Origin of the sequence: Flavobacterium sp. (assembly GCF_050696275.1) — a bacterium.
In the GTDB taxonomy this organism is placed as follows: Bacteria; Bacteroidota; Bacteroidia; order Flavobacteriales; family Flavobacteriaceae; genus Flavobacterium.
On record NZ_JBOGUT010000005.1, the window covers coordinates 11,405 to 27,495 of the forward strand.

Below are 16,091 nucleotides of genomic sequence, written 5' to 3' on the forward strand. Positions count from 1 at the left end.
CACTAAAAATAATATCAATTATGAAAAAATTACTTTTATCCTTAATCGTAGCAATTATGCTTGTTCCGACAAGTGTTAAAGCAGATGAAGGAATGTGGTTTTTAATGTTCATCGAGCGTTTAAATCACAGAGATATGCAAAAAATGGGATTGCAGTTAACTGCTGAAGAAATTTACAGTATCAATCACCATAGTTTAAAAGATGCCATCGTTCAGTTTAATGGAGGATGTACCGCAGAAATGATTTCAAAAGACGGTTTAGTATTAACAAATCACCACTGTGGTTATGATGCTATTGCTGAATTATCTTCTGCTGAGAAAAACTATTTAAAAGACGGTTATTGGGCGGGCAGTAAAAAAGAAGAAATGAAGCCATCCAGCTTATTTGTTCGTTTCTTCGTTCGTATGGATGACGTTTCAAAACGTATTTTGTCAAAAGTAAACGATCAGATGACTGAACTTGAAAGAGAAAAAGCCATCAATCAGGAAATTGCCGCTATCGAAAAAGAAAATAACGAAGGAGGGAAATATACTGTTTCTGTTCGTCCGTTTTTTCAAGGGAATGAATATTATTATTTTGTTTACCAAGATTATAAAGACGTTCGCTTGGTAGGAACACCTCCGGAAAGTTTAGGGAAATTTGGTGGAGATACTGATAACTGGGAATGGCCACGTCACACTGCCGACTTCTCTATGTTCCGAGTATATGCTGATGCTAACGGAAATCCGGCAGAATATTCTACAAACAATGTTCCGTTGCAGCCAAAACACTATCTGCCAGTAAATATTGGTGGAGTTAAAGAAAACGATTACGCCATGATTTTAGGTTATCCGGGACGTACCAACCGTTGGATGCCGGCAGGCGGAATTGAGCAAAATGTAAAATTTGCATATCCTGCCTGGGTTGAAGCTTCAAAAACAGGAATGGATAACATGAAGAAATACATGGATCAGAGTGAATCTCTGAACTTGGTATATGCGTCTAAATATGCTGGTGTTGCCAACTATTGGAAGAATCGTCAAGGGATGATTGATGCACTTACTAAATTTGGTACTGCAAAAACAAAAGCAGGTCAAGAGGATAAATTCAATACTTGGGCAAATAAACCTGAAAATAAAGCCAAATACGGAAACGTCGTTGGAACAATCAATAATTTCTACAAGCTTACAAACGAAAAAGCACGTCATGATAATTATTTGAATATATTATTCAGAACATCAGCAATGGCTCCGGTAGGAAGAACTATTGGTAAAGCATTGGAAGCTTATGCAAAAGCAGATGTTGCAAAAAGGACTCAAATGACTCCGGCAATTACAGAAATGGCTGATGAATTCTTCAAAGAAGTACATATTCCTGCTGAAAAAGATATTTTGTCTGCTGAATTACGTTTGTATGCTACAAAATCTGTAGGTTATGCGGTTGCTCCAATGGTTCAAAAAATTGGTGCTGCCAATGGTAATGATTTTACTAAATATGTAAATGATACTTTTGATGCCAGTATTCTTACTTCTAAAGAAAAAATCAAGGCGTTCTTAGAAAATCCAAATGCAGATGTATTGGCTAATGATCCTTTGTATGTACTTTCTAATGATATGTTGAAACACTTAACTTCAAAATCGGATGAAATTGCAAAAGCACAAAACGATTTTGGAGCTGCTTTCCGTAAATTGGTAGAAGGTTTAAGAGAGTCTAAAATTGGGGAAATTAAATACCCTGACGCTAATTCAACGTTACGTTTAACTTATGGTAAAGTTCGTTCATTGCCAGCGGACAAACGTAATGATGCAAAAATCAATAATTATACAACATTACAAGGTCAAGTAAAGAAATACAAAAAAGGAGATCAGGAATTTGATTTGCCGGAACGTGTTCTTGAAATGAACAAAAACAAAGAATTTGGTCGTTTTGCCGATAAAGATGGTTCATTACACGTAAATTTCTTGACAGACAATGATATTACAGGTGGAAATTCCGGTTCTCCGGTATTAAACGGAAAAGGAGAGTTAATTGGTCTTGCTTTCGACGGAAACATTGAAGCGATGGCTGGTGACGTAATCTTTGACAAGAACCTGCAAAGAACCATTAATGTAGATATCCGTTATGTGTTATGGGTAATTGAGAATTTCTCAAATGCAAAACATATTGTTGATGAAATGACATTGATAAAATAAAACGCATTCCAAATGAATAAAAACCGTCCCGATATTGTTGGGACGGTTTTTTTATTGCTTGTATTTTCTTACTTTTGCGAGGAAATTTACTTCCGAAATAATGAGAAGAATATTCTTTATGTGTTGTTTGGTTCTGGTGCTTTCCTGTGAAAAAAAGCAATCGCCTGATGTCTCGTTTTATTATTGGAAAACGGTTTTCCAACTTTCAGAACCTGAAAAAGAAACGCTTTCCAAAAATGAAGTAAAAAAACTTTATGTCCGGTATTTTGATGTGGCTTTGGTAAATAATGAACCCTTTCCTATAGCGCCGGTTCGTTTCGGTATTCGTCCAAAAAACTATCAGATTATTCCTGTCGTATTTATCAAAAATGAAGTATTTCTCTCCAAAACAATTCATTTGGAAAATCTGGTTACACATGTTTTAAAACTGATAACCCAAATTGATAAAACCAATGCAATTCAAAATACTGAAATTCAGATTGACTGTGACTGGTCTTTAAAAAGCCGGGATAACTTTATGGAGTTTCTGCGTATTTTAAAAAGCAAATACCATAAAACAATTTCGGCAACGATACGTTTGCATCAGGTAAAGTATTTTAAAGAAACTAAAATTCCGCCTGTTGATTATGGCGTTTTGATGTTTTACAATATGGGTAAGCTGGGTGATAAAGAGTCAAATTCGATATATGACGCAGCAATTGCAAAGCGATACTTACCGTCATTAAAAAATTATCCACTGAAATTGAATGTGGCATTGCCTGTTTTTTCATGGATTGTACACACTAGAAATACTAAAATTGTGAACCTGATTTCGAAAGTTGAGGCTGAAAAATTCAAAGAAAATCCTAATTTTGAGTTTATTAAGGAAGATCTTGTTCAGGTCAAAAAAAATACATTGAGCGAAGGATTCTTTTTTCAAGAAGGAGATGAATTAAAAATGGAAACGGTCACGCCGGAGGATCTGAAGGAAATGGTTGGTTTGCTGCATACGTATCTTCCTCAAAAGCCTGATGAGATAATTTACTATGATTTAGATAATAATAATATCAAAAGATTTCAAAATGAGTGTTTTTTCAAAGCCAATAATGCAAATTTCTAGTGCTGTTTTAGTAGCCGTCGTTTCAATTCTTTCTTTGTGTGCCGATGGTGACTGGGATTGGGTAGGAGGATATTCCAGTTTTGCTCCGGAATCGTATGTGCAGGATAAAAGCTATAACAAGTTATTTTATACCACCAATATGTTTTATGGAGATTCAGGATATGATGATGAATATTCCAATCGATTCTCTAATTCGGTTGTCGCACAATGGAAAGATTATCTGGGTGGTAAAATCAGCGATAAAAACCTGGAATATCTGATTTTAAATGATTCGGCTAAAACAGAAATCATAGAGGTTGCCAAAGCGATATCCAAAAAGAGCAGCAACGCTTGGGCAAAAAAATACGATTTGAAAAATGATAAGATCAGAAACTTCTTTGTGTTTTTTAATCTGGCTAAATCTATTGAAGTATTTGCTAACACCAGATTAAGCTGGAATTATGATGAAGGTGGTTATAACAAGCAAGATGTTTTGAAGATAGCCCAAGCAAAAAAAATAGAGTCAGTCTACATAACGGTGAAAGATCCGTTTCTCAAAAGCAGGTACTGGTTTCAGGCTATGAAAGCACATTTTTACAGTGAAAATAAAAACAATGCTGTCACATTCTTTAATAAAACACAGGCGGAAGTAAGTAGGAATGAGCTCTATTACCGCGGGCTGTCTTATGTTGCCGGGGTTTTGTATAAAAATAAAGACTACAGCAGATCCAACTTTTTGTATAGCATTGTTTTTGATAATTGTCCGGGACTAAGAACAGTAGCAACTTATTGCTTCCATCCGCAACAGGATTCAGACTTTAAAGAGTCCTTGAACTTGGCTAAAACAAACCAGCAAAAGGCTGCTTTATGGGCTTTGTATGGTTATTATGCCGATGAAGTTTCGGCGATTGAAAATATTTATGCTTTGGATGCTAAAAACCCGCATTTGGACTATTTGCTTACCCGAGCCATAAATATTGCCGAATCTAAAATGAATTCATCAGACTGGAATTATGAATACGGGAAAAAAGTGACTGTCGATAAGACACATTTGAATGACAAGCTGTATCAGATAATTACGAAAGTAACTGTTGATAAGAAGGTTCCTAATTTGTATATGTGGCAAATTGCCGCGGGATATTTTGAAGTAATAAAAAACAATAATAATGCAGCATCCGATTATTTTAGTCAAGCTGAGAAAAATATTCCTGATACTGAATTGGCTAAAAATCAGCTCAGATTATTCCAAGTGTTTAATGAAGTGGCTTCGGTAAAAAAGATTGACGCTGCTGCAGAAAATAAATTGCTTCCTCATTTGGAATGGCTTTTTTCTCTAGAAAAAACAAACGGGTATAGTTCGTCTTTACGATATAATTTTTTAACAAATTGGACGAAAAGCTATCTTTCAGTGCTTTATAAAAACAGGAAAAACGACGTTCTTGCCGAGTTGTTTTCCAGAGAAAAAGATTTTTATTTAAATCCGGAGAGGGTTAAGAATATGGAAGCTTTTTTTAATAAAAGTCAGAAATCAAATTGGGAAAAACTGGCGCAATCGCTGTATAATGTCACTCTGGATGATGTTTACGAATTTAAAGCAATTCAGCTTACATATAACAATCAAATTGAGAAGGCAATAGAACAATTAGAAAAAACAAAAGAAGCTAAAGAGGTTATTTTATCTGGAAATCCTTTCAATGGGAATGTAAAAGACTGCAACGATTGCGACCATTCAGCCTATCAAAAAACCAAATTTACCAAATTGTCTTTCCTTAAAAAAATGCTGGAAATGCAAAATGGTTTGGCTTCGGGGGCAGATAATTACAATAACAATCTTTTGCTGGGTAATGCTTTTTATAATTTGTCATATTATGGTAACGCCAGAGTATTTTACGGTAACAGGATTGTCAATCAATATGGTAATTACATCGATGATCATTATCAGAACATGCTGATGGGGAATCAATTGTCAGGGATATATTATCAAAAAGCTTTTGAAGAAGCAAAAAATGATGAGCAGAAAGCCAAATCCATTTATATGCTCTCAAAAATTGAAAGAAACGAGTTTTATAAAACACCGCAATTTAAACCTTACGAAATAGATTTTGTTGTCTGGAACGGATTTAAAAAACTCAAAAAAGACTATTCCAAAACAAAATACTATCAGGAAGTAATTAATGAATGCGGTTATTTTAGAAAATATTCGGAGAATTAAATAAAGAAAGACTGGTTTTTTGCCCGTCTTTCTTTATTACTCTTTAGTCGTTACCCTGATGCCTTTTGTATGATTTGTGTATTCCGGGGCATACATGCTCTGTATTGTTGTTATTCCATTTGAAAAATTACCCATATTGTTTACTCTTACATCATACTCTATGACGTAGGTGCCTTTATTTATGTTGTCAAAAAACAGATGAGTGGCTGTATCTTTCGTACTCATATAATAACCCAATCCGTCTTTGTATTTGTGTTCTGATAATATGTCAATTGGTTCAAAACAAGAGGCTCTCATGTCTTTTAAGTGAACAAATTCCATGTCTTCTTTGCAGGTAATGACTAGTCTAACAGTTGCCAAATCGCCAATGTTCAGTGGGTTTTTTGAAGTGATTTTTTGCAATACTTCTACTTTATCTTTATTTTTTCGGATATATAATTCTTTTGAAACCGACAATGCACCATTCTGACTGGTTTTTATTTTGTCTAAGGCTTCAAAATATTGCCAATAAATTCCGCCAAAACCAGGAACTTTTGATTTGTTTTCAATAGTAATTGAAGCCATTTCTTTTTTAATTTCGTCCGCTTTCCAAGTGAGTTTTAAATAACCTGTTTCGGCTTCTTTTTGGTTTTCAGACATTTTTTTGGTCATCAGCTCCTCATCACCAATTTTTATTACAGTGTTGTCCTTTACACTCAGCCAATCTGTTCCTTGAAGCAATAATGCATAAACAGCTTCGGTTGTAGATTTTGTTGTTGGCCAATTTTTGGTCTGTCTGTTTTTTAATAACCAGATTTTCATGGCATCGACAGATTTAGTATCATTAGTAACTTCGGCGAAAGCCTCAATAAGTAATGCCTGAGTTTCGATAGGCGCCTGATACCAATACCAGCCTGTTTTATTGTCAATCCAATACATTCCCCAATCTTCATTGTTTGAAGCCGTTTCTTTGAGTCCTTCAATGATGTCTTTTGCGACGGTAATTTCTCCAAAACGGTTGAGGGTTAAAGAAGCCATGCCTTTTTCATATAAAGTATATGAAGTCCAGTTTGTTTTGATGTTTTGAAGATAAACAGCAATTACTTTTTTTAAATCTTCGGGTAGTGGATTTTCTTTAAGATAAAAACTTCTGGTATATAAATAATGCAGATCGGAATAAGGATTCAGCCAGATTAATTTATTTTTATCGTTTGTGTCTTTAGTTCTTATTTTATGAGCTTCTAAAAATTTCGTATCAATAAAAGGAATCCCTTTTTTTGCTATTTCATCGATTCTGTCTCCAAAAATATCATTCTTAATCAGCTTTTCCAGATGACCAAAACCGGCTAAAATATGACGTGTAATGTATTCGTTTTCTTCTCCGCCATCAAACCACGCAAATCCACCCGATGCTTTTTGTTTTTGTGTTAGCTTACCGAAAATAGCTTCCTGTGAACTTTTCATTTTGTCCAAATCAAAAAGGAAGGCCAGGTTCTTTTTCTTTTCTTCTTCGTTCTGCATGTCAAGTAACCAAGGAGTTTCGGCAAGAAGTATTGATTTTAATTCTTCGTTTTGCTCTAATTTAGAAGTCAGGTTCCCGTTTTTCTTCCATGTTTCGAAAACAGTTGCGATTTTAGGATTACTGTTGATAATTTCGGAAGCTAAAGAATTGGCATAAAACCTTGCAAAAGTCTGTTCTGCGCATTCGTGTTCGAATTCTATCAAATAAGGAAGTGATTGAATCGCCACCCAGGTTGGGTTTGAAGTATATTCAAATGTAAGCTGATGGTTTCGTAATGTCGATGATTTGTTGTTTTTTAAATTTTCGAAAGTATATTCTTTTTTAGCATTTTCCCGAACCCAAATAGGGATGCTTTCTGTTACCAGAATGTTGTTTGTCAAAACAGGCAGGATATTTTCCTCTCCGTCAGAATAATTACCAGCTTTTGCCAAGACTTTATACTGAACACCTTGTAGCCCATCCGGAATGGCAATTTTCCAGGTTACGACTGTATTTTCTCTGGGAGCAATCGTAAAATTTCTGATGTTGTTCGAGTTCATCATTTTTGCATCTACAGCTTCCATAGTAGTAGCATCAAAAAGCTGTAAAACGGACATTCCTGTTTTAGTTTCCGATGTTAGATTTGCTATTTTTGCCGAAACGAAAAGCGTATCCTTTTCACGAAGGAATCTTGGAAAATTGGGGATGACCATCAAATCCTTTTGAGTGATGACAGAACTTTCATAATACCCCGAGACAGCTTTTTTATTGTGTGCCAATAGCCTTAGTTTCCATTGGGTTAAAGCTTCTGGAGAACTGAATGAAAAACTGATCTTCCCGTTTTTATCGGTTTTTAGCTGTGGAAAGAAGAAAGCCGTTTCGTTAAGGTTTTTTCGGGCCTGAACCTGTGTAAGCTCCTGAAGCACTTTTTTAGTTGTGATAATAAGCGCTCCGTTTGCTCCTTTACTGCCATAAAGGGCTGAAGCTTGTGTTTCTTTTAAAATGGTTGTTGCAACAATATCCGAAGCATTAATTTTTGACAATGCATCAGCATTACTAATCACACCGTCAATTATAACTAAAGCTTCGTTATTGCCTTTTACAGAGCTCATACCGCGTATAATCACCTTTGCTGATGAGCCGGGTGTGCCGTCAGATGGTATTACATTAATGCCGGAAATTTTTCCTGCAAGAGATTGTAAGGCGTTTGTATTCTGGAGATAAACTTCTTGATTACTACTTACGGAACTTGATGCATAGCCTAATGATTGTGATTTTCTTTGTATTCCAAAAGCACTGGTTACAACTACTTCGGATAATTGCACTTCATCATCTTTTAATGACACATTATGGATTTTGGAATTGACTTTTATGTTTTTATTTTTCATTCCCATAAAAGAAAAAACTAATTCTTGTCCTTGTGCGACATCTATTAGATAAGAACCGTCAAAATCGGTTTGTGTCCCTCTTTCAGTTCCTTTAATTATAACATTAACACCCGGAAGAGGCAAGCCTTGCTTGTCGGTTACTATTCCCGAGATTAATTTTGAATTGGGCAGCATTTTGCTTTTACCGCTTTTCAATAGCAATTCGTATTGCTTCTTACTGTAATAGTCATTTGGGTTAGAAAAGTTAAACCCAAACCAAAGTAAGTTGTTTTTCTTTTCATATACAGCAGCATGGTTGTTATCGTCATTCAAATATTTTAGAGAATTGTTAGAAGTATCAAATCCCAAAGCCGATTTTCTGCTTGCGTAATTATTAAAATATTTTTTGAAATCTAAAAACTGCCAGTTTTTTGTTGTGAACTGATCCAGTGAACTGTCGTACATGGAAGCTAAAACTTCAGCGTCGTTTTTAGCGGTTCCTTTGATTTTAAAAACCCAGTTTTCTTTGCTGTTAGGTTCTATTTTACTGCGTAAATTTTCTACTTCAAACTGAAGTTTTGGCACTTCGTCAAATAATGTGATAGGGAATCCTTTGTCGATGTGCTGGTTTTCAAAAATGGTTTGAAATTGTATGGCAATACCACTTTTAAAATTGTTTTTAATTGGGATCCTGATTCTGGCTTTCTTATCCTGAAGTTGAATATCGGTTGAATAGTATTCAATATTGTTGTAAAAAACACTTGAGTTTAGATGTAAATCGCCAAAATTAGAATTGATTTCAATTAAGGCAAAACCGTCTTTTTTAGAGTTCTCGTTTATTTGTTTAATTGAAAATAATTCTTCAGAGGGTTTTTGCTTGTCACTGCTTTGCAATAATTTAAATTGCGAAGTGTTTTCCACAGGGCTTCCAAAAAGATCCTTAGCTGAAAAAACCACTTTGTAATTTCCTGTTTTCCACAAAGAAAGAAACTCTAATAGCATTTTTTTATCGGTTTCCGTATTCACAAATTTCGTTAATACGAGCGTTTCTTTATAACTATTGGTCTCAGTGTTTTTTTCGTAAGGAAATAATTGCTCAAATTCGATGCTGGGAATTGTTTTAATTTCAGGGTCTCCAAAACTTCTGGTTTTCCATTTATTACTAATTGGTCCTACGAAGTAAAATTGAAGTTGGCCTTTCACAGGAACAAATTCATGGTTTAGATTTTCACTGCTCAGGGTTAAGGTCTCTTTTTTACCGGTTTCGATTATTGGAGATAATTCGGTTTTTAAATTCAAAGAATGATAACCAGCATTAACTGAAGTTTCATTGCTTCGTGTTTCTCCATTAATATCTGTTACAGATGTTGAAATAGTGTAGCTGAAAACAGGAAGTGATTCTTGTGTAAAATTGTCATAAGGTTCTGCAATAAAGGTTACCGTAAAATTGCCTGAAGCGTCTGTTTTGGTTTCTCCTTCCGCTATGGTTTCTTCTTCTTCTGGATAATAACTTCTGTTATTTCGGTATGATTTCCGATCAATTTTGTAGGTTACTTTTGAGTTGGATATGGAACTTCCTGAAAAAGATTTGGCATTTCCTGTTACAGAAATCTTCTGATTAACAACGTAAGTTTCTTTAATAGGGTTGAATGTTATTTCGAATTTCGGACGTTTGTATTCTTCGACTTTAAAGGTAATTTCCGAATTACGGTTTTCGTTGTTATCCCAGAAAGGATGTTCGTCATTTTTTATATCATACAAAGCGTCTTTTTTCATGCCGTCAGGTTCATCCGCGATAATTTTAAAATCTCCGGTAATCCCTGTTTTGGGTAAAATAAACTCGCCTGAAAAAGAACCAAATTCATTAGTAATAACTTCAATCTCTTTTATGTCGTTGTCATCTGCATCCTGAAGCGTTACTTTTACAAGTAGATTAGGTGCCACATTTGTCTGGTCTTTTTTTTGCAGCAAAGCAATGCCTTTGTAATATACTGTTTGTCCAGGCCTGTAAATAGCTCTGTCAAGATAGAACTCTATTTTTGACTTTGTTTTTTCATCATTGTCTTTATCACTGAAACTACTTATGTAGTCTTTTTTTATATATAATGAATCGTTGTCCTTAGTGGCAAAAAGATCGTTTTTATAATAGTGGGCATTTTTTGGTAGTTTTGCTTCGGCTTTACCGTTTTCATCAGTAAATACTACAAAATCATCCGATTGTATTTTGACTTCTTTTATAGGAATTCCTGTTTTTCTGTCAAGCGCCTGATAGTAAATATTATTGTTTTTGATATGGCTCAGCAACGATAAACTAGTTACTGTAAGGGTTTCATAATCAAAAGCTTTTGTTCTTATGGAATCGTTTTTTTGTTCACTTTCCATATATACTAAATAATGTCCTGTTTCCAGCTGAGGAAGAAGAACTTCTGTGGTATAAGGAAAATAGTCTTTTTTGTTTTCGAGTGAATAAGATGCTTTTTTTACCGGAATTTTATTCTTTATGATTAAAGCTACAATACTGTCGTTTTGTATTGAATTAAATTTTTCATTGTTGAATCTGTTTTGACCTATTCTGTAAAAAGAAAAAGTAATGTTGTCTGTATTTTTATAATTGATGAAGGCTCGTGAATTTTCCTTGGTGTAAATTTGTTTTAGCAATTTTAATCCAAGATTCTTCGATGTAATCCGATTCTTTGCGAGAATAGCTTTTTTGTAAGTGACAGAACGACTCAGATTTAATATGCTGTCATAAAGTTGAACGGCAATAATATTATTGTTTGGAAATTCTTTTTTGGAGGCTGTATTTTGGTATATTTCTGCTTTTTCAAAGAGTACTTTTTGAAGGATTTCATTGTACAAATGACTTTTTTGAAATGTAGAAAGGATGTGTAAATAATAACCATTGTCATGAAATAAATTCTGTTTGCAGAATACTAATCTTTCAAACTGATGCGTTTGCTTTGTTTTTTTGTTTTTTTCCAGTTTTTGATATAAAGTAAGTATGCGATTTAGGCTGCTGTCTTTTATGAAATCAAACGAAACTGTCGAGAAATTAGCGGATGTATCAAAGAACAAATCTTTATTGTTTTCGTACTCTTTTGTGTTTAAGTCTTTATTTTTAATTTTATCGGTATAATAAGACACGACTTCGGAACCAAGAAAATCAAAAACTGTCATGTCCTTAAAATCTTCGTATTTCAGAAAATCAAATATTGATTCATAAGGAAGCAAAGGCGTTTTTTGTATTATTTCTTCATTAGCAATACTTTTTTCATAAGCATTTTTAATTTCAGTTTCTAAAGTACTTACTGACCAAGTCAAGAAATCATCACTATAGATGCTATCCGTTGCTGTTCGGTTTCTTATTTGATATCTGTTTTGATACAGATGCTTTTCAAGGCATTTTGCGTATACATAATATAAAATCGATTGGGAAGGAATGCTTAATTCCGAAGTTTCTTTTTTTAAATTAGCAATGATTTTGGATTGAGCATTTTCATCCAGTTTCTGTAAATATTTTGAAGTATAAAAAAAAGTCTTGATTATTTCAGATTCAGCACCTTTTTGCTTCGCTTTACCGTAAATTTTCTGGACTTCTTCATTCGCCGATTTTATTTTTTCAGCACTTTCATATTCAATAACCTTATTCCAGTTTTTTTCATAATCCTGTGCCCATAATGAAGTTGAAATAAATAGTAAGGCAAAAAATATATTTTTCATAGGCTTGTTTTTAGTTATAGAGGTCCGATTTTCAAAAAAGGTTGGGAGGGAATGCTGTTTTTGGGCGGAAATTTTACAAATTACTAAATTTCGCATAAAAATAAAACATACTTCCTGTATTTCCTTACTTTTGAAAAATGAAACAAATGTTGTGTTTTTTTTTATTGTGGCCAATGATGATTTGGTCGCAAACCTCTTTCGAGAAAGCCAAGAAGCTTTTTGAGGAAGAAAAATACACTTCAGCCAAACCAATTTTTGAAAGTTACCTGAAACAAAACCCCAATGATCCCAAAACAATGGAATATTTGGGAGATCTTGCCGGGCATCAGAAGCAGTGGGACGATGCTATTTCGTATTATAAAAAACTGAAGGCGCAATTTCCGATGAATGCTAATTATTACTATAAATTCGGAGGGGCTTTGGGTATGAAAGCCAAAGAAAGCAGCAAGTTTAAAGCATTAGGTATGATTGATGATGTTGAAACTGCTTTCCTGACTGCGGCCCAACTCGATGTGAAGCACGTAGAGGCCAGATGGGCTTTGGTAATATTGTATCTGGAACTGCCTGGAATTGTGGGCGGAAGTGAAGCTAAGGCCAAAAAATATTCGAATGAATTACTGAAAATTTCTCCGGTTGACGGCTATTTGTCTAAAGGTTATATTTTTGAATATTTCCAAAAGTACAAAGAAGCCGAAAAACAGTATATAAAAGCAATAGAAATCGGTCAGTCAAAAACGACCTATCAAAAATTAGCTGATTTGTATAAAAACAAAATGAATTCGCCTGAAAAAGCGAAACAAATATTAGATTTGTATCAAAAGAAAAAAACATAGAGAATGAGGACTCATTTTATAGCAATTGGCGGAGCTGCCATGCACAATTTAGCATTAGCATTACATGGAAAAGGGTATAAGGTTACGGGAAGTGATGATGCTATTTTTGAACCATCAAAATCACGATTGGAAAAGAAAGGATTATTGCCTGAAGAATTGGGTTGGTTTCCTGAAAAAATAACATCCGATATCGAAGCTGTCATTCTAGGAATGCATGCCAAAGCAGACAATCCTGAATTGCTGAAAGCACAGGAATTAGGATTGAAAATTTATTCGTATCCTGAATTTTTATACGAGCAATCTAAAAATAAGACCCGTGTGGTTATTGGCGGTTCCCACGGAAAAACAACCATCACTTCCATGATTCTGCACGTGATGCACTACCATAATATTGAAGTCGATTATATGGTTGGAGCGCAATTAGAAGGTTTTGACACCATGGTGCACCTGACTGAAAAAAATGATTTCATTGTTTTGGAAGGTGATGAATATTTGTCTTCTCCAATGGACAGACGCCCTAAATTTCATTTATACCAACCCAATATTGCTTTGATTTCAGGAATTGCCTGGGATCACATCAATGTGTTTCCAACCTATGAAAATTATGTAGAACAGTTTGAGATTTTCATCCAAAAAATTACCAATGGCGGTATTTTGGTATATAATGAAGATGATTCAGAAGTAAAACGCGTTGCCGAAGCTTCATCCAATCCAATCCGAAGAATTCCGTACCACACACCGGAATATACCGTTGATAATGGTGTAACGTTATTAGCAACTCCGGAAGGACCAATGCCTATTGAAGTTTTTGGAGCACATAACTTAAATAATTTAGCAGGCGCCAAATGGATTTGCCAAAATATGGGAGTTGATGAAGCTGATTTTTACGAAGCGATAGCCAGCTTTAAAGGAGCATCAAAACGTTTGGAAAAAATAGCTGAAAGTAAAACAAAAGTTGCGTACAAAGATTTTGCCCATTCGCCAAGTAAAGTGGCTGCTACCACAAAAGCGGTCAAAGAGCAATACCCAAACCGAAAAGTCGTTGCCTGTTTAGAGTTGCATACCTATAGCAGTCTGAATGCCGAGTTCCTAAAAGAATATGAAGGTGCTTTACAATATGCTGATGTTGCGGTAGTTTTTTATTCGCCTGATGCTGTAAAAATCAAACAATTGGAAGAAGTGACTTACGAGCAGATTGCTAAAGCCTTCAATCGCGAGGATTTGATTATTTATACTAATCCTGCCGATTTTAAAAATTACTTATTCAGCCTTAATTTAGAGAACTCCGCTTTATTATTGATGAGTTCCGGAAATTACGGCGGATTGAATTTTGATGAAGTAAAAGGATTGATTGCCTAATTAATTTAAAATTCAATTTTATCTTTTTGTTTAAACTAGTAAGTCATGTACAGAATAATTTATCCGAAATCAGAAATCACAAAGAAGCATATTGTGAATTACGATATGCTTGAAAAATTTCAACTGACTGAATCATTAAAGTATTATGTTTTTCCTCAAAAAGGAATTACAATCAGCTTTATGAAAAATGTAAATATTGAGATACAAGATGATGGAATGGTTATTTCGAAAAGTAAAACTGATAATATAAGAATAGTTTTTGGGTAAATACTTGCAGCCATTAACGATTACTTATCAAGATTTTGTTGAGGAAATGTGTGTAAATTTCAATGAAACTGGAGTGAATTATTTTTTTCAGAATTATTTTTCTATTGTCGAATCAAATTTAATTCAGGTTTTAGATGGAAAAGATTTATTGCTTGATTCGGAAAAATTATTTTCCAAAAATGATGAAGAAAGTATTTCCTATATTGAAAATTTTTTAATTGAAAAATTCTCGTTTCAATCTATTTCAAATATTGAGAAAGCAATTGAAATAATCAATAACGATTCAATAATTAAAATTAAAGAAGTTGCCGATGAAGTTTTTATGACTGAAAAAACATTGAATCGACAATTCCAAAAATATGTAGGTTGTACTTTGTCAAAATATAAGAAAATAGTAAAATTCCGAAATACAGTTGCTGCTCATTTTAATGATTCTTCGCTTAATTTAACGGAGCTTTGCTTAGAGAATGATTATTTTGATTCTCCTCATTTCAATAAAGAAATTAAAAAAATTGCCAATTTTAATCCAAAGAATTTTTTTAAAAAAGTAAAAGCAAACGGATTGCAGGCCTATCCTTATGTTTTTCAATAATTGTCCTTTTTATACAATTTCTTCCTGTGTTTTTAGTTGAATTTTGTCCTAATTATTAATCACTAAAAAAAGACATTATGAATACTTTCAGAAAAATTAAACCGTTTATTATTTTGATAGGATTTGGTTTATCTATACTTGCCAATAGATCTGTATTGAATGGAAACAAAATGACTGCATTAGTAGGAGCAATTTGCTTTTCTAGTGTTATTGTTTTTTACGCAATTGAAGCTTATAACAATATCAAAAATTATCAAAAAGGAAAAACTAAATAGCATTAAATCGGAAGTTAAAATTTAAAATAATAACCCTTCAAGAGTAATGTGCTGTTGAAGGGTTATTATTGATACAGTAAAATGGTCTAATTGCCATAACTAAAGTGCCCAACAATTTCATAATCGAACAAGCAATCTTCTAAAACTTGTCCGCCACCCACATTATGAACAATCATCGGCCGTTTTCCGTCCGGTGATTTTTTATTTGTAATAATCCCGATATGCGGCAACTTGTCATTAATCATCCATGTTACGAGATCTCCCGTTTTATAGGCATCGGCAATTTTAGAAACTGCAAGTTTTTCACCTTTACGAGTAAAAAACACCTCCAGATTAGGAACTCTTCTATGGTCAATATTGGGATCCGGTTTTTTTAATCCCCATTTTTCCAAATTAGGGTACAATGAAAAATGGGCTTTTATATCTTCGTGAACTTCCTTTTGTAAATCAATCCCTAACTTTCTATAAGCCCGAATTACAACATCGGTACAAACACCTTTATTTTTTGGAACATCGCCATTCGGATAGGGGATTGCAGTATAACTAGGATCATAAGTTACATCAACTTTAGTTAATGATATCGCTGCTTCCGATAATTTGTCCTGAAAAGTCTGCGGAACGGATTCGGTATAAGCGGTCTCATTGTTTTTTTGGCTACAAGTGAAAAAAGTAACAGCAAGCAGGATAAAGTAAAATGATTTCATTATTTTAGTTTTTAGTATAACGCCAGAATAAAC

Annotated in this window: 10 protein-coding genes; 8 read left to right on the forward strand and 2 right to left on the reverse strand. The window is 34.0% G+C overall.

Annotated elements, in window-relative coordinates:
- Positions 1 to 20 precede the first annotated feature (20 nt).
- From ACRDEC_RS04145 to ACRDEC_RS04155, 3 genes are all read left to right on the forward strand, one after another.
- Positions 21 to 2,171 (forward strand): S46 family peptidase, encoded by a 2,151-nt coding sequence (locus ACRDEC_RS04145; protein ID WP_431497076.1) that lies wholly within the window; start codon positions 21 to 23, stop codon positions 2,169 to 2,171.
- Between the two features lie 100 nt (positions 2,172 to 2,271).
- Positions 2,272 to 3,270 (forward strand): hypothetical protein, encoded by a 999-nt coding sequence (locus tag ACRDEC_RS04150; RefSeq protein WP_431497077.1) that lies wholly within the window; start codon positions 2,272 to 2,274, stop codon positions 3,268 to 3,270.
- Positions 3,233 to 5,461, forward strand: a complete 2,229-nt coding sequence (locus ACRDEC_RS04155; protein WP_431497078.1) for a hypothetical protein — start codon at positions 3,233 to 3,235, stop codon at positions 5,459 to 5,461. The genes ACRDEC_RS04150 and ACRDEC_RS04155 overlap by 38 nt, the downstream gene beginning before the upstream one ends.
- A gap of 36 nt (positions 5,462 to 5,497) precedes the next feature.
- Here ACRDEC_RS04155 and ACRDEC_RS04160 read toward each other — a convergent pair whose 3' ends face one another.
- Positions 5,498 to 12,028: a carboxypeptidase-like regulatory domain-containing protein gene (locus tag ACRDEC_RS04160; RefSeq protein WP_431497079.1), complete on the reverse strand. Its 6,531-nt coding sequence runs from the start codon at positions 12,026 to 12,028 to the stop codon at positions 5,498 to 5,500.
- A 146-nt stretch (positions 12,029 to 12,174) separates the two neighbouring features.
- On the opposite strand from ACRDEC_RS04160, the gene ACRDEC_RS04165 reads away from it, so the two are divergent.
- The 5 genes from ACRDEC_RS04165 (at position 12,175) to ACRDEC_RS04185 (ending at position 15,354) form a co-directional block, all read left to right on the forward strand.
- On the forward strand, positions 12,175 to 12,861 hold the full coding sequence (locus tag ACRDEC_RS04165; RefSeq protein WP_431497080.1) for a tetratricopeptide repeat protein: 687 nt from the start codon (positions 12,175 to 12,177) through the stop codon (positions 12,859 to 12,861).
- 3 nt (positions 12,862 to 12,864) lie between these two features.
- The gene (locus tag ACRDEC_RS04170) at positions 12,865 to 14,220 is read left to right on the forward strand and encodes a UDP-N-acetylmuramate--L-alanine ligase (protein WP_431497081.1); all 1,356 of its coding nucleotides are present in this window, start codon (positions 12,865 to 12,867) and stop codon (positions 14,218 to 14,220) included.
- A gap of 45 nt (positions 14,221 to 14,265) precedes the next feature.
- Positions 14,266 to 14,487 carry a hypothetical protein gene (locus ACRDEC_RS04175; RefSeq protein ID WP_431497082.1) on the forward strand — a complete coding sequence of 74 codons (222 nt, stop codon included), beginning with the start codon at positions 14,266 to 14,268 and terminating at the stop codon, positions 14,485 to 14,487.
- A complete protein-coding gene (locus ACRDEC_RS04180) occupies positions 14,480 to 15,079 on the forward strand; it encodes a helix-turn-helix domain-containing protein (RefSeq protein WP_431497083.1) in 600 nt (199 codons plus the stop codon). Before ACRDEC_RS04175 ends, ACRDEC_RS04180 begins: the two co-directional genes overlap by 8 nt.
- 77 nt (positions 15,080 to 15,156) lie before the next feature.
- Complete coding sequence (locus ACRDEC_RS04185) at positions 15,157 to 15,354, forward strand: hypothetical protein (protein WP_431497084.1); 198 nt, start codon at positions 15,157 to 15,159, stop codon at positions 15,352 to 15,354.
- Positions 15,355 to 15,440: 86 nt separating this feature from the next.
- Here the strand turns inward: ACRDEC_RS04185 and ACRDEC_RS04190 are convergent, their stop codons facing one another.
- Positions 15,441 to 16,058 (reverse strand): DUF1287 domain-containing protein, encoded by a 618-nt coding sequence (locus ACRDEC_RS04190; protein WP_431497085.1) that lies wholly within the window; start codon positions 16,056 to 16,058, stop codon positions 15,441 to 15,443.
- Positions 16,059 to 16,091: the final 33 nt, after the last annotated feature.

Excerpts from the sequence above, each read along its gene's own strand:
- ACRDEC_RS04145 (WP_431497076.1), top strand. The coding sequence starts at position 21 with ATGAAAAAATTACTTTTATCCTTAATCGTAGCAATTATGCTTGTTCCG.
- ACRDEC_RS04150 (WP_431497077.1), top strand. The coding sequence starts at position 2,272 with ATGAGAAGAATATTCTTTATGTGTTGTTTGGTTCTGGTGCTTTCCTGT.
- ACRDEC_RS04155 (WP_431497078.1), top strand. The coding sequence starts at position 3,233 with ATGAGTGTTTTTTCAAAGCCAATAATGCAAATTTCTAGTGCTGTTTTA.
- ACRDEC_RS04160 (WP_431497079.1), bottom strand. The coding sequence starts at position 12,028 with ATGAAAAATATATTTTTTGCCTTACTATTTATTTCAACTTCATTATGG.
- ACRDEC_RS04165 (WP_431497080.1), top strand. The coding sequence starts at position 12,175 with ATGTTGTGTTTTTTTTTATTGTGGCCAATGATGATTTGGTCGCAAACC.
- ACRDEC_RS04170 (WP_431497081.1), top strand. The coding sequence starts at position 12,865 with ATGAGGACTCATTTTATAGCAATTGGCGGAGCTGCCATGCACAATTTA.
- ACRDEC_RS04175 (WP_431497082.1), top strand. The coding sequence starts at position 14,266 with ATGTACAGAATAATTTATCCGAAATCAGAAATCACAAAGAAGCATATT.
- ACRDEC_RS04185 (WP_431497084.1), top strand. The coding sequence starts at position 15,157 with ATGAATACTTTCAGAAAAATTAAACCGTTTATTATTTTGATAGGATTT.
- ACRDEC_RS04190 (WP_431497085.1), bottom strand. The coding sequence starts at position 16,058 with ATGAAATCATTTTACTTTATCCTGCTTGCTGTTACTTTTTTCACTTGT.